Consider the following 21,675-nt stretch of genomic DNA (forward strand, 5'->3'; position numbering starts at 1 on the left):
TTTTTAGCGTTTTTGCAATAATAAAAAAGGGTCAAATGACCCTTTTCCAATTCACTAGCTAATATCGTTACGCTTGATCTTGTAGCGGCACAACGTTGTTTTGAGCGCGTATTTGCTCAAGCTCTAACTTAGCATCATCTACTTCACGTTCTAGGTCGCGCACACGTGCCATCGCTTTTTCGGCGCTGCGTGTTAGTCGTTCTACAGTGGTTGCAGAGTTTTGCTTAATAAATTCAAGTTGCTCTTGTAGCTTCTCGTTGTCATTCTCATAACGCCATGCGTTTTGTTGCTCGCTAACAAGTTTTTCTTCAAGTAGTCTGATCTTAGAGAGGTTTTGATCAGAGTTCTGCGTTAAGCGCTGAATGGTAGCGGTTGAATTGTTCTTAACGAAGTCCATTTGCTTAAGTAAGTTTTCTTTTTCACTTTCAAAGCTTGTCGCAATCTTCTGAGCCTCGGCCAGCTGCGTTTGCATTTCTTCGATTTGCTCTTTCGCACCTTTAACCGCTGTTTGCTGATCTTGGTTATGCTGTGATAGCTCAAGATTTTGTTTCTTCATCATCTCTATGCTTTGTTCAGCTTGTTTAAGCTGTGCTTGCATTGCTTCTTTTGCTTGGCGAAGATCTTCAACTTCCGAGTTATGCTGCTCTGCTTTCGCTGCGTGTGTATTTGCAGTTTGCTCTAACTGTGACAGCTGAGAAAGTGTAGAGTTTTTCTCTTGTAGCAATGCTTGGATTTTCGAGTCTTTTTCTTCAAGTGCTGCTTCAAGTGTTTGTACTTGGCTTGCAACATTCTCAGTAAGCTCACTTACTTTTGCTTCACCAGACTGTTTTAGCTCAGCAATGGTGCGTTCACTTGACTCTTTTAATTCTGCAACGGTTGCAGCGTTGTTGGCCTTTAATTGCTCAATAGTGTTTTCATTGGCAATTCGCATATCTTCAATTGTTTGATTTTTCGACTCAGTAAGGTCTTGAAGTTGCTTTTCGTGGTGTTCTTTTAGTGATGCAATTTCGACATCAGCATTGTCTTCGACTTCAGCGATTGTTTGCTTGAATTGGCTTGTCTCTTCTTCTAAACGCGCTTCAAGCATTTGCACTTTTTCGGTTAATTCACCGGTAATTTGTTCAGTTTTTTGTAGGCTCAGGATAGCGAACTTTTCGGCTTCAATAGCACGTTCAAGTTGAACTTCGAAATCACGATTAATAGCATTTGAGAAACGTTTAATCTCGCGGTGAAATGCAGCCATATACTCATCACTTAATGACCCTGTATCAGCTGTCGCTTGGCGTGTGTCTTGCGACTCACTGCGCCAACGTTGGTAGTGTGCAAGAATACTCGCAGTGCTGCCTTCACATTCTTGTAAAATGGCCTCAACCGACACTGGCTTTCCATCAGAAACCAGTTGGTCGCACAATTCTTTTACTTTTGCGTAATTTGTTGTCATTTCTCTATCCTTGTAGAGCATACATAGTTTTGGGGACTAATTTTTTGCCGTTAATGATAAAGTATTAATTTCAATTCAAGTCGATTAGACTTTCACTTCATCTAAATGAAAATAACGGCATGTTGTAACAATAGCAATTTTGTCCAGAAAAGATCAACTCTAGTTAGCCTATTAAATTGCCAATTTAGAACTAGTTAGTGGTTTTATATAAGTATTAATTATTTTAAATCCTGTTTTATAACTTTTGGTTAATAATTAGGTACTAAAATAACAATTGTTTTCTTTTAACTAATTTAGTCGATTACGCGAAGTTTTAGCATTAAATTTAAGTAGATATATGCATTAAATTGGTTTTACTAGGACTGTTGTTTGCTGTGCTATCATAAGAGAGTGGTAGTTATTACGAGAAATTATTTTGTTAGGCTTAACTTACTGTTTACATAAGGAATAAGGTTAACGAACGTAAACAAGCAGCAGCATACATACGCGCTTTAAGCTCAGCCAGATTAAATTAACATAAGCTTTTATACGATTAATACATTAATTCGTGATTTAGCATGAGGCGTAGGCGAAGATTTGCATTAAGCAAGTTGCTTATGATGCTATTTAGAAAGTAATTTATGACTACAACTATAGTATCTTTTGGGGCTTAGAGCACACCTTAAACCATACCCCTTCGAATAATCTTGTTATGTTTTCTAACATCTTAAATATGCGTGGTTTAATAAAATGAGATGCGATGTATTTACGCATTAACCGAGACATAGCTTGTTACGTATATTGTTGGAATATTTTTCGCGTCATACTTGAGTTATTCGTCACTTATTATAAGAATGTAATGGTATTTTACAGAATTAAACAGTGAATAAATTTAGTTATGGCTGATGCGAACCTTTCGGTTGGAAATATTGCAAAACGCGCTGGAGTAAAAGTTTCGACGCTCCATTTTTACGAAGAAAAAGGATTAATTCGTAGTTGGCGTAATAGTGGCAACCAAAGGCGATATAAACCGGATGTGTTAAGACGCATCGCATTAATTAAAGCGGGCCAGAAAATTGGTGTTAGTTTAAATGATATTAAAGCAATTTTGTCTCAATTACCTAATGAACGTACACCTACGGTTAGTGACTGGGAACACATAGCCACTGCGTGGCGTGATAAGTTAACCCAACAAATTTTATATATTGAAAAACTAAAAGACTCACTCACATCATGCATTGGTTGCGGCTGTTTATCGTTGGAAAGATGTCACTTATATAACCAAGATGATTGCTTAAAGGAGGAGGGCGAGGGCGCCGTTATTTTAGAGCGAAAATAGTGGTGTAGAAATAGGTTAGATTGGTTTTAACTTTCCGTGTTTGCAAATATTTTATTTTGATAGTTCGTCATTTTGCATGCGATAGATTCGAGCGAAATAATCGATAAACACAACAAATAATGCATAGCCTTGCTTTGCAAATAAGGTGTATAGTTTTTGCTATACACTTAAATTGGTTAAAAGTATTTAAGCCCTATGCAGGTTCAGTCAATTTTTCTGGTTGCATAATGTCTGTTAGTTGAGATTCACTAAGGATCCCTTTTTCTAACATTAAATCTTTGATGTTCTTACCTGAACTTAATGCGGCTTTCGCGATGTCGGTTGCAGCGTCGTAACCAATAAATGGGTTTAATGCAGTAACAAGCGCAAGGCTGTTGTCCAGTAAATAAGTGCAACGCTCATGGTTTGCGCTAATGCCTGAAACGCAGTGCTGGTCAAACATGCTGCATGCGTTAGTCAGTAGCGCCATTTCTTCCATAATATTAAATGCGATTAATGGCTCCATTGCGTTTAATTGCAGTTGTCCTGCTTCAGCAGCCATACTGATTGCTGAGTCTAATCCAATTACTTGATAGGCTACTTGGCTTACGGCTTCTGGAATAACCGGATTAACCTTTCCCGGCATAATTGAACTACCAGGTTGTTTTGCTGGTAAATTTATTTCGCTTAGCCCTGCGCGCGGTCCCATACTTAATAGGCGTAAATCATTGGCGATTTTAGATAACTTGATTGCAAGACGCTTAAGTGCTGATGAGTAAATTACAAACGCGCCCATATCAGAGCTGGCCTCAATTAAATCTTCGGCCTTAACAAAGGGTAGTTCAGTTAAACATGCTAACTGCTTGATTGCTAAATCAGCATAGCCTTTTTTGGTATTTATCCCTGTTCCAACCGCGGTTCCACCTAAGTTGATTTCGTAGAAAAATGGACTTAATTGATTAAGTAACTTTATTTCTTCACGTAGCGTTGATGCGAACCCCGCAAATTCTTGACCTAATGTCATTGGAACCGCATCTTGCAATTGGGTTCTGGCTAACTTAAGAATATGTTTAAATTCTTGAGACTTTTCAGAAAAACGCTCAATCAAGCCTTCTAGGCTGGCTAACAGCTTTGGCTGTTGTAGCAAAATACTTAGGCGAATAGCGCTTGGGTAAACATCGTTGGTTGATTGCGACAAGTTTATATCGCTATTAGGGTGTATAAATTGATAAGCCCCTAGTGGATGTCCTAACTTTTGCAGTGCGATATTAGCGATTACTTCGTTGGCATTCATATTGGTTGATGTGCCAGCGCCGCCTTGGATCATGCCAACAGGAAATTGATCATGATAGAGGCCATCAATTAGATTATTGCATGATGCAAAAATTGCATCAGCTTTTTCATCGTTAATTAGACCTAGTTGCTGGTTTGCGCGAACACAGGCTGCTTTAACGTAGGCGAGTGATTTAATCATCGCAGGGTATTGCGAAAGTGTCTTGTCACTTAACGGAAAGTTATTTACTGCGCGCTGAGTTTGTATGCCATAGAGTACATTGGTTTCAATTGTCATTGTACCGAGAAGATCAGATTCTATACGCATTGCTTTTTTGTCTTGTATTGGTGAGAGTCGGCGCAAGATTACCGATAAGCTAGGTTAAAGACTAATGCTTTAAATAGGTTTTGGATATGCAAATTATGCATGGCACTGGAAGGCTTTCATATCACCTAGCGTTATAATGATTACTTTAACTCATTCAACCTTAGTTCAAATCGTCGTTTTCTAGTGCCTGTGTTATGCCTTGCCAGTAAATAGATTTTGTATGATCGCTAGACGGAATTCGATATAAGCTAACGCTTAGGTTATTGATGGCATCAAACCCGGTGATAATGCTGAGCTTTTCTTCTTGAAGCTCTTTTTCAATCGCGAATTCAGGCAGCCATGCCATACCTAGCCCTTGCATCACCATGGTTTTTAAACTGTCTGCCATTGATGAACTCGCCACTTTATCAAGTCTGCTTTTTGTTTGCTGGTCTAGTGCATTATCAACGGTACGGCCGAGAAAAATTGAAGCTTGATAAGCAAGGTAGGGTACTTTAGTTGCCGTTTGCCACGTATTAACTTGGGAACTCAGTGCGACCGGCAATAGTTTTACTGCGCCAAGTTCAAAACGCTCATAACCTTCACTTAGTAATTCTTCATCATGAAATGCGAGTAAATAGTCACAGTTATTACTTTTGAGTAGTTTTGTACAGTCGTCTGCATCGGCGATTTGAAGCTCAGCGCTGACATTAGGTAACTGTCGCTTTAGAGTTTTTAATATTTTTGGAAATATCCCTAACGCTAAGGTATGAGTTGCGGCGATTTTTAGCTCTTGGGCATAACTTGTTGCCCGTAGCTTTTCAGCCGAGTTGTTGAGTAAATGTAGTACTGATTGTGCAGTTGGCTGAAACGCAATACCTTCTTTTGTGAGACTAAGCGGGTTGGTGCGTCTATCAATGAGTTTACACCCCAAACTCTTTTCTAATGCTTGAATTCGACGACTAAACGCCGGTTGGGTTACAAATCGTAATTGTGCAGCTAAACTAAAGTTTTTAGTTTCACTTAGAATAAGAAAGTCTTGTAACCATTTTGTTTCTATGTTCATTTAACGTATCAAACTAATTTAGAGTACAGTATTGAGCAATGCTCACATTGATTTAAAGGGATCATACTATGCGCATAATAATGATGTTAGTTATTTTACTCGCAAGCTTTACATTAAGCGCAGCGCAATGCCTAAGTGCCCCACCGAGCAAAGTTGGTTTAGCAGATTTACCTGCTAATAATAAATTAACGCGCAGTCAAGAAGCGAGCTTGAATCGTTTGTTTAAAGATTTAAGCGGTTCGTGGCTTGGAAAAAGTGATGGGTTTTATTGTATTGGTGAAGAGCTTGCTAATGCGCGTAAGGTCCCCAAATCGCATAGACTGGAAATGGTTTTTGCTAATGATGACTCTATGGTTTTAAGAGCGAAAACCAACGCCCAAGAGCGTGATGAATTTACACAACGCATCCAAAGTTTAACCTTATATGCAAATCAAGGTTACTTACGGTTTGACCAGAACAACGAGGCTGGCGATATTTGGATAGAGGCTCTGTCATCTACTCATGTTAGTGTTTGGTCAGTTAGTCGAGCAGGAACTGTGTATCATCTTATTAATCGCGTATTAAAACGCAGCCCAAGTGCGTTTACATTAACTATGACAACATATAGCAACAACCGTTTGACGAGCCATTATGTTGCACGTATGTCGAATTAGGTTGATGTTTAGAAGCAAAGCCAATTGAGTCGCGTTTAATTTACCGTTATCTTGGGCTTTGTTTTTGGGTAAATAATATTGCCTTTTTTATCAAGCTGATACCATGCCACAGGACCATTTTCTTGGTTAGGGTATCTTTGTGTACAAATTAACCTTGTGTCGTTAACCTCAATTACCGCACCTAAGGTATATTTTTTATCGTCATACCAACAGATTAAATGATTTACCTCAGCTTCTAGCCAAATATGCTTTTTTGGTGTTTGCGCTATCGCTAACGAAGAGACAATCAATATTGGAAGTACTAAAGCCAACACTCTCATTGTTGTTTCCTTATATTTGTGAATTTATTCATTCACTTCTAACCTTAAAGAGTTGCTAAGAGCAGAGTAGCGTAAATCCCATGTTATGTCGTTTTTTTGCTATATTTTTATTATTTCTAAGTATACCTCTGCACAGTAAAGTGATAGATATCACGGTTGAAACCGATATTTATTTCTATGCTAAGGACATTATTGGCAAAACGCCAATCTTAGATATAACAGATTATTCGGGTAAAAATGCCCAGCGCGATGTCGTTGAATTTATTCTTATACAACAAGCGCTGCTATTAGGCGGTGCTGATATTCAATTTAACTTTATTTATGGCAATTACGATGCGCGTAATTTTAAGTTGCTAAACGAAGGCCTGTTACTGCTATCGTTTGATTCACTTTGGTTGAGTGCGACTGAGCGGTATAAGGATAATTTATATATTAGTGAGCCGCTCATTCGTAAAGGTGAGTACTATGCGGGTGTGTTTACATCTGAACAAAACGTTGCAAACTATAATGCAAAGACCTTATCGCTTTCGGACATGACAATTGTCTCAAGTAAAGATTGGCATGTTGATTGGGTCACCTTACAAAGTTTAAAACCTAAAAAGCTTGTGCATGAATCTGATTGGATCGTAATGGCTAAAATGGTTAGCCGAGGCTGGATTGATGGCATGTTAGCGCCGTTTAAAAAGCAGCATAACTTTTCTTACATTGGTCCCGACTATAAAATTTTTGCTATTCCCAATGTAAAAGTTGCGCTTAATGATAGTCGCCACTTTGTCGTTTCTAAAAAACATCCTTTAGGAAAACAAACGTTTGAAGCGTTACAGCGCGGGCTAAAAATACTGCGAGACCGTGGCCTTATTGAAAAAGCCTACCGAGAGGCAGGCTTTTTAAATGACGATGTAAAAGACTGGCGTACCATTAAAGTAGCTGAGCCTTTATTCGATTAGTGTAACTTAGTTTGCATCAAGCTGGTTTTCAGGTGCGGCATCAATAAATGCTTGTATGCTGTTACAACGTTGATAAATTGCATTAATTTTTGGGAATTGCGCCATATCAAGGCCAAATCGTAATGCATTAAATACTTGCGGCACTAAACATACATCGGCAAGGCTCGGTGTATCGCTACAACAAAAATCCGTCGCGCCAATTTGATTTTCTAGTTTTTCAAAGCCAATTTGGATCCAATGTAAATACCAAGCAGTTTTTTGTTCTTCGGTTACACAAAGTTCACCGGTTAAATACTTTAATACGCGCAAATTATCAATTGGGTGAATGTCACAAGCAATTGCATAGGCAAAACTACGTACTTGTGCTTTTTGCCACGGATCATTCGGTAACAGTGGCGTTTCTGGATGAATCTCATCAAGGTATTCTAAAATCGCAAGCGATTGACCTAACTTACCTTTTTCGGTTTCGAGCGCAGGAAGTAAACCTTGTGGATTGACGTTTAGGTAATCGTCACTTTGTTGTTCACTTTTTAGAAGATTTACCGGCACCATTTCGTGGTCTAAGGCTTTTAAATTAAGCGCAATACGAACACGGTAAGCAGCAGATGAGCGAAAATAAGTATAAAGTTTCATAAAATTAAGTCCTTTAAGCACGAACAAAAAAGAACGGTTTTCCGTTCTTTTTATACTAACTTTGTTAAGTATGTGGTCAGCAATTTAAGTGAAAAGATATTACTGACTAAAATATTTCTTAATACCTTTCCAGCAATCTAGGTAATTCTGCTGACGCTCTTTACCTTCAAGTGCATACTTGGTTGGTGAAATAACGTAACGCGATTCAAACATAAATGCGAGCGTGTTTTCATAACGCTGTGGCTCAAGCTCCGCATTTGAGGCTTTTTCAAATACGTCTGCTTCAGGTCCATGTGGCGACATGCAGTTATGTAAGCTCATCCCACCTGGTACAAACCCATGCTCTTTTGCATCGTATACACCTTCAATTAAGCCCATAAACTCACTCATAATATTACGGTGATAATAAGGTGGTCTGAAGGTGTTTTCTGCAACCATCCAACGAGGTGGGAAGATCACAAAATCAACATTTGCAACGCCGTCAGTGCCTGACGGCGAGGTTAATACGGTAAAAATTGATGGATCTGGGTGATCAAAACTTACCGTGTTCATTACGTTAAAACGCGAAAGCTCGTACTTGTAAGGCGCACTATTACCTGTCCAAGCAACAACATCAAGTGGCGAGTGACCGATATCGCAGCGGAACAAGTTGCCATTAAACTTAGCTACAAGTTCAAAATCGCCTTCAATATCTTCAAATGCGGCAACAGGGTATTGGAAATCACGCTCATTGGTATAACCATTTGCGCCTACTGGACCACGCTCAGGCAGAATATAAGGGTGACCGTAATTCTCACAAATATAACCACGCGCAGTAGCTTCAATTAGTTCAACCGAAAACTTAATACCACGTGGAATAACTGCAATTTCTCCAGGTTTGATTGCAAGTTTACCGCATTCCGTATGAAGTACCATAGCGCCTTGTTGTGGCACAAAGAGTAATTCACCATCGGCATTATAAAAGTAGCGACCATCCATTGAGCTATTTGCTACGTAGACATGAATACCAATACCTGTTTGACCATTGGCACTGCCATTTGCAGCCATGGTGATTAAGCCGTCGACAAAGTCAGTTTTTTCAGTTGGAATATCAATCGGGTTCCAGCGAAGCATAGTCGGAGGTGTTGGCACCTCGGTGATTGGTGCAGTGCGCAGTAAACCGTTATCAAGCGGTGAATAATCACCTTGTACAACAGAAGGACGAATGCGATAAAACCAGTTACGACGATTATCTGCACGCGGTGCTGTAAACGCAGTGGTGTTATATTGTTCCGCGTATAAATCGTACTTTACTTTTTGCGGTGAAAACTGGCCGATAGGCAATGCACCTTCAAGTGCTTCTGTTTCAAACTCGTTACCAAAGCCGGTTAAATAGTCATATTCTGGAAAACTCATAGTCACTCCCATTGTGATTTTTAACCAATATAGTCTCACGTGAGACTAAATGCAAGTGCGCTTTTTACTTTTAGCGCTTATTAACATGATAAAGAGTAGCTTTATTGAAAGGTGTGTAACACCGTAAGCGGCAGATACGTGTTTTCGATGGGTTTTAGTCTTTTTGCTCGTCTTATGAACTATAGGGTAAACGGGTCAAGCGTTGCTTGTATAAAAATGACGTAAGCGGTGCAGTACACGCTAGACTTGCTTGTAAAACGCATAAGTTAGCGTCACACTAGCTGAAAATATCTAAAACAAACACATTATGATAAGTCTTGATTTGTTCTTACCATATCGCATGGCGCGTCTTAGTAATGCACTCAGTAATAGTTTTGCAAAGGTATATGCGGATAAGTATGGATTAACAGTACCCCAATGGCGTGTGATTGCCCATTTGGCGCAGCAATCAAACTTAACCGCGAAAGATATCTGCGATAGGGCTGAGCTTGATAAATCCACTGCATCGCGAGCGGTAAAGCAATTAATAGAAAAAGGCATTGTTGTGGGTATGCAAGACGAAAAAGATAAACGCGCAACGGTGCTTGCCCTAACAGAAGCAGGCGAACAATTGTTTTTCCAATTAGCAAATGACGCAAATAATTGGCAAGATGCACTATTTGATAAATTAACGCACGAAGAGCAAAGAACATTATTTACCATTGTAAATAAGCTCGATGATGTGACCGATTAGTTTCATAAATCGCTTTAAAATCAAAAATGCCCAGCTCATGCTGGGCATTTTTAGTTAATAATACTTTGTGTTAGAAGTTGTAACGCACGCCTAAACGAATTTCCCAAAGTGATGGATCAACTTCTACACTGGTGCCTGACGGGTTATGAAACTCCTCAAACACATATTGTCCCTGGTCATTCACATCAGCGGTGACAGCACGTTGGAATGCACTACCACGTTTTAATACACCCCAGTCATCGTTTAGCATGTTGCCGATGTTTTTAACGATAAAGTAGGCTGAACCTGAATGGCCATCGTTAAAACCAGGAAACTGCTGCTCAACTTTGAAATCAATAGTTGTCCACCAATCACCATCGATTTCATTTCTATCTTGTATTTCGCCGCGTTTTAATCCTTCCGAGCTAACCCAAGCATTAAATGCTGCTAGGTCAAAGTCATCACCATAAACAACGTTTGCATCATTGCTTTGCGGTACATATAAAAGCTGACGGTCCTCGTCATTAAACCCTAAACCACCAGTATCATAAGAGAAAGTGTATGAATATGGGTTAGTTTGGCTCACTTGCCCAAATAGGTTGAAGCGCGTTTCTAAGCCATCAATAAATTCATGTACATAGCCTGCGGAGAAGGTAAAACGATGTGGCACCTCGTAATTGGATGTAGAAACACCTGGGTTTTCAGGATCACTTACGGCTATTCGATGATAGTTTGAAAACGCCACAGAACTTGTCATTGGGTGTACTTCTTTCGCAATGGTATATGCATAAGAGGCTGCAATATCAAAGCCGTTATCAAACGATTTATTAAAAGCAAAAGAAAGTACATGGGAATAACCGTCGCTGCCTTTGACATTGGTCAGTAACAGATCGGATTCATAAGGGTGGTTAACTCCTGAATACACTGGGCGTCCATCCGGCGCAGTTCCGGTGACCTCATCAGCTAGGTTTCTGATCACAGCGGAATCTTGTTTATCGGTATACAGATAGTCCAAGTTAAAGATGTAGTTTGACTCTGTGATATAGGTACCACCTAAGGCAAACTTCCATTCCGACGGAATTTCAAAGTTCGGATCGGTTACATTAGTGCTATCATCGGCACCACCTTGTGAAACCGCGTCGTAAAGTTCAACTGGAATATCGTAACCGGGGCGCCCTGAACCATTAAATGCAATTGCATCAGGCCCCAAAATTTGAAGGTTTTTCTTATCGACTTGAATATTACGAATACCATCGTTTGAATAACTGTTTGAAATCCAAACATTCGGGTTACCGCCAGAATATAAGCCAAATCCACCACGCAGTTCTAGTTGATCGTTGTAAATCCAGTTGAAGCCAAAACGTGGTTGCAGCAAATCGACGCCATCTAAGTTTTGTTGATTTGAAAAACCATAGCGCTGTTCGAAATTCGCACTGTATTCTGGTACATCATCACTGGTGTACACGTCATAACGTAAGCCAAACGTCAGTGTTAAATCGTAATCAATTAAGTCGTATGTGTCTTGCACATAAAACGTATTGAGCGCGTATTCAAATTCACCGGCAGCGTCTTTTGGGTTGTGGCTTTGTGCATTGCCGTAATATACGCGAGCAATACCGTTTTCAAAATCATCAATCGAACTAAAACGGTATTCGCCCTCATTGTGCTGGACAAACATATTAAAGACATCGAGTGACTCGCGTTCATAACCAAACGATATTTCATGATTATCTAAAAAGTAAGTACCCGCCAGCTTTAGAGATAAGTTGTCGTATTTTAGTTTGTTTGCTTGTCGCGAGTCATCAGGGCCAATGAAAACATCGGCGTCTGGCGTTGATATACGCATTTCGCCAAAACCTGATGCCGCATCAATCGATATTTGACGATTATCTAACTTTGAATAGCCAATGCGTACTTCAGTTGAAAAGTCATCGGTCCAATCGGAATAAAGTGACGAAACGAAAGATTGTAATTTGGCGCCGCGTTCATAAAAGTGATTTGATAAAGATAGGTCACTTGAGCCCGAATCCGATTCGCTTAGCGTATAACCATCATTATAGTTATATACGAGACTTGCGCGGTGCTCGTCGTTTATATTCCAGTCTAATTTGACTAATAATTTTTCATCTTCAACCGGTAAACTTGGGATCATGCTACCAGGATCATAACCGTAATTCGTTTTAGCAATTTGCGTAATGCGGTCAATGGTAGCTTGGCTTACTTTTCCATTTGCAAAGGGGGTGTAATCAAAAATTTGTGCGCCATCGAGTTCTTCGTATGAGGTGAAGAAAAATAATTTATCTTTGATTAGCGGTAAACCGACATTAAAGCCATAACGTTTTTCACTGTAGTCACCTGTGTCGACATGAGTTCTTTCAATTGAATCGCCCTTTAATGCATCACTGGTGTAATCAAAAAATACGCTGCCGCTAACTTCATTATTACCTGATTTTGTAACCGCATTGATGTTACATGACGTAAACCCGCCGTATTGCACATCAAACGGTGCGAGTTCTACTGCTACTTGGTCAATCGCATCAAATGAAAATGGCATGCGTTCAGTGGGATAACCGTTACTGTTCAAGCCAAAATTATCGTTCATACGCGCGCCATCAACAGTTAAACTGTTAAAACGTGGATTACCGCCAGCGCACTGAATCGCATCGCTTGCCGCTTCGTTTATATAGATCCTCGGATCGGTTCGAATAATGTCTTTAATATCGCGATTAATTGCAGGCTTACTTTGTAAATCATTTAAGGTGAAGTTACTTGCAGGCCCTGTACCGCCTGATTGCACTGAAAGAGGGCGACCAGTAACCAGTATTTGCTCCATTGCTGATGCTGATTGAAGCTGCACACTTAATGGGTATTCTTTACCTAATGTAAGATAAATATTTTCTACCATAGTGTCTTCAAACTCGTTGGAATCAACGATTATTTGATATGGACCGCCAACGCGAAGGCCTTTTGCGCTAAATAAGCCTGCGTCGTTAACAGTTGCAGTTTTTACTGAACCAGAAGGCAAGTGAATAATCGTTATTTGCGTGCCTGTAGCAGGGTTACCGTTAGGACCAACAATGTTACCTTTTAACGACGATGACGTATCATTAGCATACACTAGTGTTGAATATAGACAGCTTGCGACTGCAAGTGAGAGTAATTTTTTGTTGAAGAGCGTATTCATAGATCTTTCCCTTGATAGTAGTTTTAGTAAGCCTAAAACAGCATCATTAAGCTTTTATTAAAATTATTACTTTTTGGTTACACTGCAATAGTTTAGTCTAATTTATTTCAGTGTAAAAAAAAGCCCAGCAAATGCTGGGCTTTTATTTTCAAGGGGTTTTTAGTTTAGAACTTGTAGCTTACACCAATCTTAGCTTGCCACGCTGACGAAGCAATATCGATTGTGCTGTAGTTTAATGTGCTTGCGCCATCAAAGCGTTTGTCAAGGATATAACGGCCTTGATCATCTAAACCACCAAAGTCATAAAGTGTTTGGTTCGGGTATGTTAGACGTTTTTCAACACCCCAGTCGCTGTTAAGCAAGTTAGCGAAGTTATCAACCATTAGGTAAACTTGCGCTTTGTGACCTTTCGCAAAACCAGGGATCTCTTGCTTAATGCTAATGTCCATCTTAGTTACCCAAGGCTGGTTATCAGAGTTACGCTCCATAATTGAACCTGAAGCGCTTAAACCGGCTTTGTTCATAAGTGCACTTAGCTCTTCCCAAGTAATGCCTGATTCTGCCCAGTTTACGTTTGGATCATCAGCACCTGTCGGGATGTAAGCAAGGTAAGCGCTATTTGAGTTAAAGTCACGTGTATCGCCAAGATCTCCATCTTGATACATACCCATTACCCAGCTGAATGGGCGACCTGAGCGACGTTCGAAGAACATATCGAAACGAGTTTCGTAACCGTCAAAGAATTCGCGCTTGTAGTTTAGGTTTAACTTAAAGCTGTGTTCAATTTCGTAGTGACCGCGTGCAGCCATATCCATGTTACGGCTCTTAACAATGTTATGCTTGTAGTTACTTTGTGCACGAGATGAAGAACCTACGTGGTTTTCTTCGATATCTTGGTGCGTGTAACTCATGGTCATGCTTACGCCGCTATCCCAGTTTTTCGCAAGTGACGTAACAAAGATAATTGAGCGGCCGTCGTCATCAGCATTAGTCATCATAATATCGAAGTTGTCAGCTTTATCACCTTCATAACGGCTTTCGTAAATTACACGTTCGCCATCAGCTGCTAAACCCACTTCTTTAAGTGCTGTGTTTTTCCACACTGCTTCGTTTTGTTTCTTCTCATACGCAAGTTCTGCTGACCAGATGTAGTCATCACCAAAGCCTTCAATTGAGAAGTTGTAGTCAAAGCCTAATTGTGCACGCCAGCTTGATGGCAGCTCAAAATTAGGATCCGTATAGTTAGTACTACCCGCACCTGGCACTAGTGAATCTTTGATTGCCTGAGGTACTTCTGTAATATCAGCAGGGTTTTGTGAGTAGTAATCAGCAATTGCGCTGCTTGGTGCTGCTACAAGTGTAATACCATCGTTTTGGAACGGGTTGTTGTACCAAACGTTTGGAATACCACCTTGGAAACGGCCAACACCACCTTTAACGGTTAAGTCGTCGCTTGCAAACCATTGGAAGCCAATACGTGGAAGAATGATGTCTAAGCCATCAAGGTTTTCTTGGTTGCTGAAACCATAAGTTTCTAAAAACGCTTCGTTAAGGCGTGGCTTATCATCAGATGATAAACGCTCATAACGCACACCAGCAGTTAACTCAACGTCATCGTGCGGGTAGAAAGTGTCTTCGATGTAAAGAGCAATTTGGCTACGTGTTGCGTCATATGCCGTGTCTTTTGAATCGTTTGTGTAGGCATTTGCGTAATCAAAATCGTAGTTTCCACGGAAATTACCAACTTCACGATTTGCAAAACCATCAAAGCTATCAAATTCCCATGAACCTAAAGAGTTCGCAGCAAATAGGTTGTATAAGCGTAAGCGTTCGTACTTTGCACCAAACTTAATCTCATGGTCGCCAAGTAGGTATGTGCCATCAAATGCAAGTGTAGTATTTTGGTTTTCTGCGTAGTTTGCATGACGATATTGATCCATACCAAACTGGTAAGCAGGGCCACGGAAATACTCTTCAACTTTTACACTACCAATCTTTGAATTAGTGTTGCTTTCAGCCGTTACATCTTTATGGCTAACACTGATTTCTGATGAAAAGTCATCGTTCCAATCTGAATAAATCTTAGTTGCGAAGTTATTGAATGTATTAACATAAGTGTAGCGGTTTGATGCTAACATCACAGTGTCACCACCATTACCGAAGTTACGCTCATCTTGGTCGTCTTGCCACTGGTAGGTGAAATCTAGACGATGCGCGTCGTTAATATTCCAAGTAATTTTACTGATTAATGTATCGTTGGTATCTTCAGGATCGCCACCTAAAGAATCCGTCATACCGTACTCTGTTTCTAAGATAGATAAGAAACGGTTGAAGTTTTCTTCAGTTGTGTTGTAAAGGTGAGTTGCACCTGAGCCTTCAAAACCATAATCCATTTCTAATTCACTACGCCATGATGTGTAGTTTGCGAAGAAGAATAGTTTGTCTTTGATGATTGGGCCACCAACACTGAAACCGTAACGTGCTTCAGTTTGAATTGGGTCTACTTTTTCGGTTTCGTACGTACGCTCGTCGTCACCTTTAATTTCAACTAGGCGATCTACGTCACCAGCCATATCAGGTGTTGATGTTTCATAATAGCCAGAGAACTTAAATTCGTTTGTACCTGACTTTGTTACTGCGTTGATTGTACCGCCACCAAAGTTACCTTTAGATGCTGAGAATGGTGCAAAATCAACAGTAACTTGCTCGATAGCATCAAGTGATACTGGTGGCTGTTGAGATGGGTAACCACTGAAGTTTAGGCCAAAATCATCATTTTGAGAGATGCCATCAACGGTTAATGCGTTAGTACGTGGGTTGTTACCAGCAATTGTTAACTCACCAGAACCAGATACTGTAGCAAGTGGGTTAATACGCGCAATATCTTTAATATCGCGGTTGAAGCTTGGCGCATTTTCGATGATTTCTGCACCGAATGCACTGTTTGCTCCGCCAGCTTGTTGTGTATAGCTAACACCCGTTACTTGAATTGTTTCCATCGTTAATGGTTCAAGTTGCTCGCTAATACGGCTTGTTTGACCAAGGCTTAAGTAAATACGATCTTTAGTGATATCTTTATACTTATCTGAATCGATGATTACAGTGTAAGGACCACCAACACGAAGACCTTTAGCAAGGAATGCACCTGCGTCGTTCGTAGTGTATTCAGTAACCGTGCCCGAAGGCTCGTGAATTAATTTAATTTTAACGTTAGCAGCAGCTTCACCTGCAGGCGTAGTAATTTTACCGCGCACAGCTGATGAGGTTTCTGTCGCATAAACTGCACCAGATGCACCCAAACAAGCAGCAACAGCAAGTGTTAAAGCGCTTTTACGTAGTTGCGTTTTCATTAGTAGTTTCCCGTGTAACTAAATTTGAAAGTTAGTTTTAAAAATTTTATTGCTTTTGTTCATGCGTTAGCAGATTACTTAGTAGCTGCTTTCGCGTGTGCCGATTCGTCAAAAATGTGGTTTAACAAACCAGCTAATCTAATTCCGCCCTGTAGTAAACGCTGTTTAATCACAGGCATTTGCTCGTAGACGTAATGGTATTTAAATTCGCCATTGCCAATATCATACAAACCTTGTGCTAAATGAAATGATTCAAGCACCCAATCTTTGGGCTCTGAGGCTAGGTAAGTAGAGATGAGCTTTGCGTCGTTTGTATCAATAAACTCGGCGAATTCACTGTAAGAAAGGTTTTCGCTTTCAACTAAATCTTTATCCCACAATGAGTGTAAATTGGTTTCTTTACCGAAAAATTTCACTTTTATTTTATTTCCACCCCAGTCTTCACTGCGACCAGCGTGCATTGGTTGATGAATGTCACCAACTAAGTGTGTGAGGAAACGAAAATAAAATTGTTTGTCTTTTAATGAGGTGTTCGCGCTTTTAAGAACAGCTGTGGCTTTTAAGATACCAGCATAAATATCGGTAACTTCGCCCTCAGTAGCTGAAAGGTGATAATGATGAGGTTTAAATTCGTCTGCTGAAGCGATATTAATATAGTGCCATTTTCCAGACTCTTTTTGCCAAAAGGGTTCTGGGTTGGAGCGCATTTCATCAGCCCAAGTGGTTACTTCAGCCAGTTTATCCCCTTGTAATAATGGGGAAATAGCATTACGAGTTTCAGCAGTTAAATGATTTTCGGCAATCTTGCCGATTATACGATGCCCATTTTGACTCCATGCGCCCGCTTGAAAGTGCGTTAGCGTAAGAGCAATTAATATCAAAGAACGTAAGCTCATAATCATCTTTTTAATTGTATGTAGTTGTTATCAACAAGGCTAATTGTCCTTAGTTTTACAAAAATAGAAAGGACTCATTGGGATTCATAATTACTTGTTAACAAACTAATTAAATCAATGGTTTATGTTTTTTAAATAAATTTACCTGTTGCAATAAGTAAATATACGTGATGAAATTGAGGCTTGAATTGAGCATAGATAATAACAATTAAAATGAAATATAACTTTTTGTTTTCAAAAGCGGTAATAACAGCTGTTTTTTGTATATTAATTGTTCTTTTTGGTTTTTTAGGGGGCTCTCAATACCCAACCAAATTAAAAGCAATTGATACTTTTATGTCTGTCAAGCAACAATGTGATAAAGCGTTGTCAGAAAATGAAAATACGTTCAATATTTATGTGCCAACAGAGCAGTTAGCAAAGCAGCTTATCCCTTATTTTTGTAATAACCCGATTGTTGCAAAGCAGTTTGGTCAAGTGCAGTTAAACTGGGGCCATAATATGAGTGATGCATTAGATTTTATCGGGCGAGGTAACGCTGATTTAATCATGACTAAAGAGAATTTAATGGTCGCCTTTAAAAGTGAATACACTTTTAACTATAAAACCTTGCTTGCCTATCCCGATTACACGGCATTTTTTATCTCGTTAAATGAAAAACCAAAGCTTGAAAAAGAGTATTTTATTGATAAACGTATTGGTTTGTTGGATTACCCAAGTAGCCGTTCTGGCTACATTTTACCGAGAACCTTGTTTAAACGTTTAAATATTAACGTTGATAGTTTAGACATTGTACAAGCTAACTCCCATTCTGCGCTGAGAGATCTGCTAGCTGAAGGAAAAGTCGATGTAATTGCATCGTATTGGAAACAAGACGATATGGATCGTTTTTTGGAAAATTACATTACGCCGATTAGCAGTAAAGTGAGTGGAAGTCGTTGGTATTTTAAAATGGAGACTGAAAACACAGAACTTGTTTGTGCAATTAATCAAATTATTCACCGCCATGCAAACGCCCAAACCTCTCCCTATTTTAAAGATGTAGAAAGTTATGTTGAATGTTAAAAAAAATAAGCAGATTTTGCTGTGCATACTAGTGTTTTTGGTATTTCAGTTAGTCTATGGCGTAGCTAAACGCATAAATCTTGGTGATTCTGAGTACCAGTTAACACAACTTATTGAAAATAGAATCGCAAAAGACTTAAATCGCTTACCTCTGCCAGATCCAAATAAAAGCAGTGCTGGCAATGATCTGGCCGTAGCAAATTACATTACGGCATTAAATGAAAAATTAATGCACCATCCACTATTACCAAAGGTATTGGCTATTCAGTCAAATAACTACGATGTTGGCTCAAATCGTAAAGTTGTAACCCATCAATTTGGTACGCCTACACAAGTAGTGCGATTCGCTTTCTCGCTAAAAAAATTGGGTTTGTTTGATTATTTTTCGTGGTTGGCACTCATCGCAAGTATCGGGTTTTATTTTTTAGTTAACTACCGTTATGACTTGAAGTTAACAAAAAACAATTTGGTAGTAGAGAGTATTGACGAAGAGCGCGCGAGACTGGTTATCGATCTTGAACAGAAATTGCTGATTAACAGTCGTACTCACACAAGCGTACCACTCGCCAATAAGCCATTATGTTTTTATACAGCATTGATAGAATATTGCATTGCACAACCAGATGTTTTACTCAACCAAAATAAAGAGCTGCCAGATGAACTTGTTAGCCTTGCAAACAAGTATTTTTATCGTTTAACGGAATTAGGACACACTATTCGTAAAAGGCCAAACTTTTCAAATAGTTTAGAGAAAACGCTAAGTGAAATTCGCGCTGCGCTAGATGAAATTCTATTGGATGATATTGAACTAAAAGACATGCTCTATCCACCAAAAGCCCATGGAGAAGGGTCACGTTCAAAGCTTCATCATTACGGATTACGTAATGTTGATACTGATCAAATTGAAATAATCGGTAAATAAATGTGAGAATTCAGTCGATGATACGTACTATGCTTTTAAGTTTCTAAAGTATATGCGTTTATCGACCTCTAATTTGATAGGTTTTTGAGTTATTAAAAATTTGGTAACGCGTTGAATCGTTATTGTCGCAATTCAGCAAAATCGAGTAGACGTGGTGCAAAAATACGGGCTCTATCATTTTAACGATTGTTATTTGCTCGGCTTTTACGCTGTTAGCAACTTTAATTTCTACTTCGTCAAGCGCGATAAAATTCATTTGAGGAGCATCTGCAGTTTACTTGGGTAGCTGAAATGTCTAATTTGGTTTTTATTTCTAATTCAATGAAATACGCAAACCAATTAAAAAACTTATTTTTGTAGTAGGGCAAGCTTGGGAACGCTAGCTTTATGCTGTGAAAGGTAAAAGACGTAAGTGTTAGCTTACGCCTTTTAGCAGGGAGGTTTTAAATCTTAGTTGCATCAACCGGAGAGTTTTGCAAAAAGTAATTTTTCAATACTTCAGCGTCAATGGTATCAGTTGCAACAAAATGCGGATGCTTTGTCATATTCGGGTAGCCATCACCGCCTGCCGCATTATAGCTATTAAGTGTAAAACGATAGCGTTTATTGGCATCAAAAGGTTTATTATCGATACTGATTATGCTTAATTCGTCATTTTCTTTTTTAAAGTCAATGCCATAAAACTGGCAGTACGCGCCTGAATCCGGAGGAAAACTGGCGGCTAAACTGATGTAATCAATTAGCTCTTGGCCTTTAAGTTCAAGATAGGTAATACGGTTTTTAAATGGGTGAACCTGCAAAATATCTTTGTAGCTAACGTCGCCCGCTTTAATTGAATCGCGAATACCACCGCCGCTAATAATACCGAAATCTGCACCGACACTTTCACTTTGTGCTTTGGCAATCAAACGGCCTAGATTAGTTTGTACAAAACGAACTTTGTTACGCGAACCTTCTAAATCGCCAATTAATTCACCGATCGGCTGTGAAATTTTTGCTGAACCTTTCTCTTGGTACGGTGTTAAAAATGCGAGCATTTTAGGATCTTCCGGGATCTTTTCTGATGCAAGCTTTTTGATGGTTTGACCATCTTGCTTTGTTTCGCGCAGCATATTAACCGGAATAAGCTCATAGTTTAGTAGTGTAAGCGCGTTATTTTTCAGTGAAAACTCGGCTTTACCCACATACTTACCCCATTCATACGCTTGCATAATCCATGTGCCGTTTTGACGATCAGGACGGCATTCATCACCTGGTAGAAAGTCGCTATCAGCAGTATTGTCACCTTCCATACATACAGGTTCTTGTGAATGTCCACCAATAATAAGATCCAACGCACCTGTATTAAGTGTGCGAGCCAAAGTAACATCGCCCGGCGCATTTATGCCATGTTTGGCATCAACGTAATGCCCCATGTGCGTTACGGCAATCGTAATGTCGGGTTGGTAGGTTTTTTCGAGTTTTTCGAGTAAAGGAGCCGCAGCATCTGCGGGTGTACGAAATTCAAAATGACCGACATAATCAGGGTTTGCGATTTTAGCCGTATCTACTGTTGTTAAACCAATTACCGCAATTGTTAAATCTTCACGTTTAATGATTTGGTATGGCTGGTATGCGTGTTCCCCCGTTTTTTTGTTAAATATATTTGCCGAGAGCAGCGGGAAGTTTGCCCACGCAATTTGTTTATCTAGAATCTCTAACGAATTATCAAACTCGTGATTACCGATAGCCATGGCATCGTAGCCAATTAAGCTCATGCCTTTAAAATCTGGTTCAGCGTATTGTAAATCGGATTCAGGTACGCCAGTGTTTATGTCACCACCTGATAACAGCAGCACTTGATGATTTTTCGCTTTTGCTTCAGCACGTAAACGGTCAATAAGCGTTTTTCTTGCGGCCATACCATACTCACCTTGCTCATTGCGCCAAAAGCGCCCGTGGTGGTCATTGGTGTGTAAAATGGTGAGCTTTTGCTCATTATTCGTCGCGTAGCTGTTGTTTAGAAACAGCATAGAGAGTGCTAAAAAAGTGAAAGAGCGCACAGTAATCATTATAAATTTCGGCAGTTAATTAACAAACGCTATTATTCTAACCATCACAATAAAATTATGGGCGGACAATTGTCCGGTTACGAGGGCTGAAATCGTAAAACCTCGTAATTATTGTTAAAGGAGTGTTATTAATTGTAATTGTCACGTGAGTTTTATAGCCATGT

17 protein-coding genes are annotated in these 21,675 nt (G+C 39.6%); 6 read left to right on the forward strand and 11 right to left on the reverse strand.

The genetic code is table 11. The annotated features are described in order from the left end of the window. Positions 1-67: 67 nt before the first annotated feature. Entirely contained in the window at positions 68-1,441 is a 1,374-nt protein-coding gene (locus AN214_RS07475) for a hypothetical protein (protein ID WP_054979145.1), read from the reverse strand. A gap of 877 nt (positions 1,442-2,318) precedes the next feature. Between AN214_RS07475 and soxR the strand changes: the two genes are divergently transcribed. Beyond that, the gene (gene soxR / locus AN214_RS07480; protein WP_054979146.1) at positions 2,319-2,759 is read left to right on the forward strand and encodes a redox-sensitive transcriptional activator SoxR; all 441 of its coding nucleotides are present in this window, start codon (positions 2,319-2,321) and stop codon (positions 2,757-2,759) included. Positions 2,760-2,952: 193 nt separating this feature from the next. On the opposite strand, the gene AN214_RS07485 is transcribed toward soxR, so the two are convergent. Both AN214_RS07485 and AN214_RS07490 read right to left on the reverse strand, forming a co-directional pair. Continuing rightward, on the reverse strand, positions 2,953-4,338 hold the full coding sequence (locus tag AN214_RS07485; RefSeq protein ID WP_054979147.1) for an aspartate ammonia-lyase: 1,386 nt from the start codon (positions 4,336-4,338) through the stop codon (positions 2,953-2,955). Between the two features lie 160 nt (positions 4,339-4,498). Continuing rightward, positions 4,499-5,383, reverse strand: a complete 885-nt coding sequence (locus AN214_RS07490) for a LysR substrate-binding domain-containing protein (protein ID WP_054979148.1) — start codon at positions 5,381-5,383, stop codon at positions 4,499-4,501. A gap of 68 nt (positions 5,384-5,451) precedes the next feature. Here AN214_RS07490 and AN214_RS07495 point away from each other — a divergent pair, with 68 nt between their 5' ends. Further along, entirely contained in the window at positions 5,452-6,036 is a 585-nt protein-coding gene (locus AN214_RS07495; RefSeq protein WP_054979149.1) for a hypothetical protein, read from the forward strand. A 35-nt stretch (positions 6,037-6,071) separates the two neighbouring features. Here the strand turns inward: AN214_RS07495 and AN214_RS07500 are convergent, their stop codons facing one another. Then, on the reverse strand, positions 6,072-6,356 hold the full coding sequence (locus tag AN214_RS07500; RefSeq protein WP_054979150.1) for a DUF1496 domain-containing protein: 285 nt from the start codon (positions 6,354-6,356) through the stop codon (positions 6,072-6,074). A gap of 140 nt (positions 6,357-6,496) precedes the next feature. On the opposite strand from AN214_RS07500, the gene AN214_RS07505 reads away from it, so the two are divergent. Next, positions 6,497-7,303 carry a hypothetical protein gene (locus AN214_RS07505; RefSeq protein WP_235576720.1) on the forward strand — a complete coding sequence of 269 codons (807 nt, stop codon included), beginning with the start codon at positions 6,497-6,499 and terminating at the stop codon, positions 7,301-7,303. Positions 7,304-7,309: 6 nt separating this feature from the next. Here the strand turns inward: AN214_RS07505 and maiA are convergent, their stop codons facing one another. Continuing rightward, entirely contained in the window at positions 7,310-7,936 is a 627-nt protein-coding gene (maiA, locus tag AN214_RS07510) for a maleylacetoacetate isomerase (RefSeq protein WP_054979152.1), read from the reverse strand. A gap of 99 nt (positions 7,937-8,035) precedes the next feature. Further along, positions 8,036-9,331, reverse strand: coding sequence for a homogentisate 1,2-dioxygenase (hmgA, locus tag AN214_RS07515; protein ID WP_054979153.1), 1,296 nt, complete (start codon positions 9,329-9,331; stop codon positions 8,036-8,038). A gap of 307 nt (positions 9,332-9,638) precedes the next feature. Here hmgA and AN214_RS07520 point away from each other — a divergent pair, with 307 nt between their 5' ends. Then, the gene (locus tag AN214_RS07520) at positions 9,639-10,064 is read left to right on the forward strand and encodes a MarR family winged helix-turn-helix transcriptional regulator (RefSeq protein WP_054979154.1); all 426 of its coding nucleotides are present in this window, start codon (positions 9,639-9,641) and stop codon (positions 10,062-10,064) included. A gap of 70 nt (positions 10,065-10,134) precedes the next feature. On the opposite strand, the gene AN214_RS07525 is transcribed toward AN214_RS07520, so the two are convergent. From AN214_RS07525 to AN214_RS07535, 3 genes are all read right to left on the reverse strand, one after another. Beyond that, positions 10,135-13,227, reverse strand: a complete 3,093-nt coding sequence (locus AN214_RS07525; RefSeq protein ID WP_054979155.1) for a TonB-dependent receptor — start codon at positions 13,225-13,227, stop codon at positions 10,135-10,137. Positions 13,228-13,391: 164 nt separating this feature from the next. Continuing rightward, positions 13,392-16,577: a TonB-dependent receptor gene (locus AN214_RS07530; protein ID WP_054979156.1), complete on the reverse strand. Its 3,186-nt coding sequence runs from the start codon at positions 16,575-16,577 to the stop codon at positions 13,392-13,394. Between the two features lie 74 nt (positions 16,578-16,651). Further along, positions 16,652-17,473 (reverse strand): S1/P1 nuclease, encoded by an 822-nt coding sequence (locus AN214_RS07535; protein ID WP_054979229.1) that lies wholly within the window; start codon positions 17,471-17,473, stop codon positions 16,652-16,654. A gap of 336 nt (positions 17,474-17,809) precedes the next feature. Between AN214_RS07535 and AN214_RS07540 the strand changes: the two genes are divergently transcribed. Together AN214_RS07540 and AN214_RS07545 are read left to right on the forward strand one after the other, a co-directional pair. Next, positions 17,810-18,538: a hypothetical protein gene (locus AN214_RS07540; protein WP_234004726.1), complete on the forward strand. Its 729-nt coding sequence runs from the start codon at positions 17,810-17,812 to the stop codon at positions 18,536-18,538. Continuing rightward, positions 18,525-19,460, forward strand: a complete 936-nt coding sequence (locus AN214_RS07545; protein WP_054979158.1) for a hypothetical protein — start codon at positions 18,525-18,527, stop codon at positions 19,458-19,460. The genes AN214_RS07540 and AN214_RS07545 overlap by 14 nt, the downstream gene beginning before the upstream one ends. A 58-nt stretch (positions 19,461-19,518) precedes the next feature. On the opposite strand, the gene AN214_RS07550 is transcribed toward AN214_RS07545, so the two are convergent. Both AN214_RS07550 and ushA read right to left on the reverse strand, forming a co-directional pair. Further along, positions 19,519-19,716, reverse strand: a complete 198-nt coding sequence (locus AN214_RS07550; protein ID WP_054979159.1) for a hypothetical protein — start codon at positions 19,714-19,716, stop codon at positions 19,519-19,521. 187 nt (positions 19,717-19,903) lie between these two features. After that, the gene (gene ushA / locus AN214_RS07555) at positions 19,904-21,472 is read right to left on the reverse strand and encodes a bifunctional UDP-sugar hydrolase/5'-nucleotidase UshA (RefSeq protein ID WP_235576721.1); all 1,569 of its coding nucleotides are present in this window, start codon (positions 21,470-21,472) and stop codon (positions 19,904-19,906) included. Between the last annotated feature and the right edge of the window lie 203 nt (positions 21,473-21,675).

The organism is Pseudoalteromonas sp. P1-9, from assembly GCF_001399975.1.
Classification (GTDB): Bacteria; Pseudomonadota; Gammaproteobacteria; order Enterobacterales; family Alteromonadaceae; genus Pseudoalteromonas.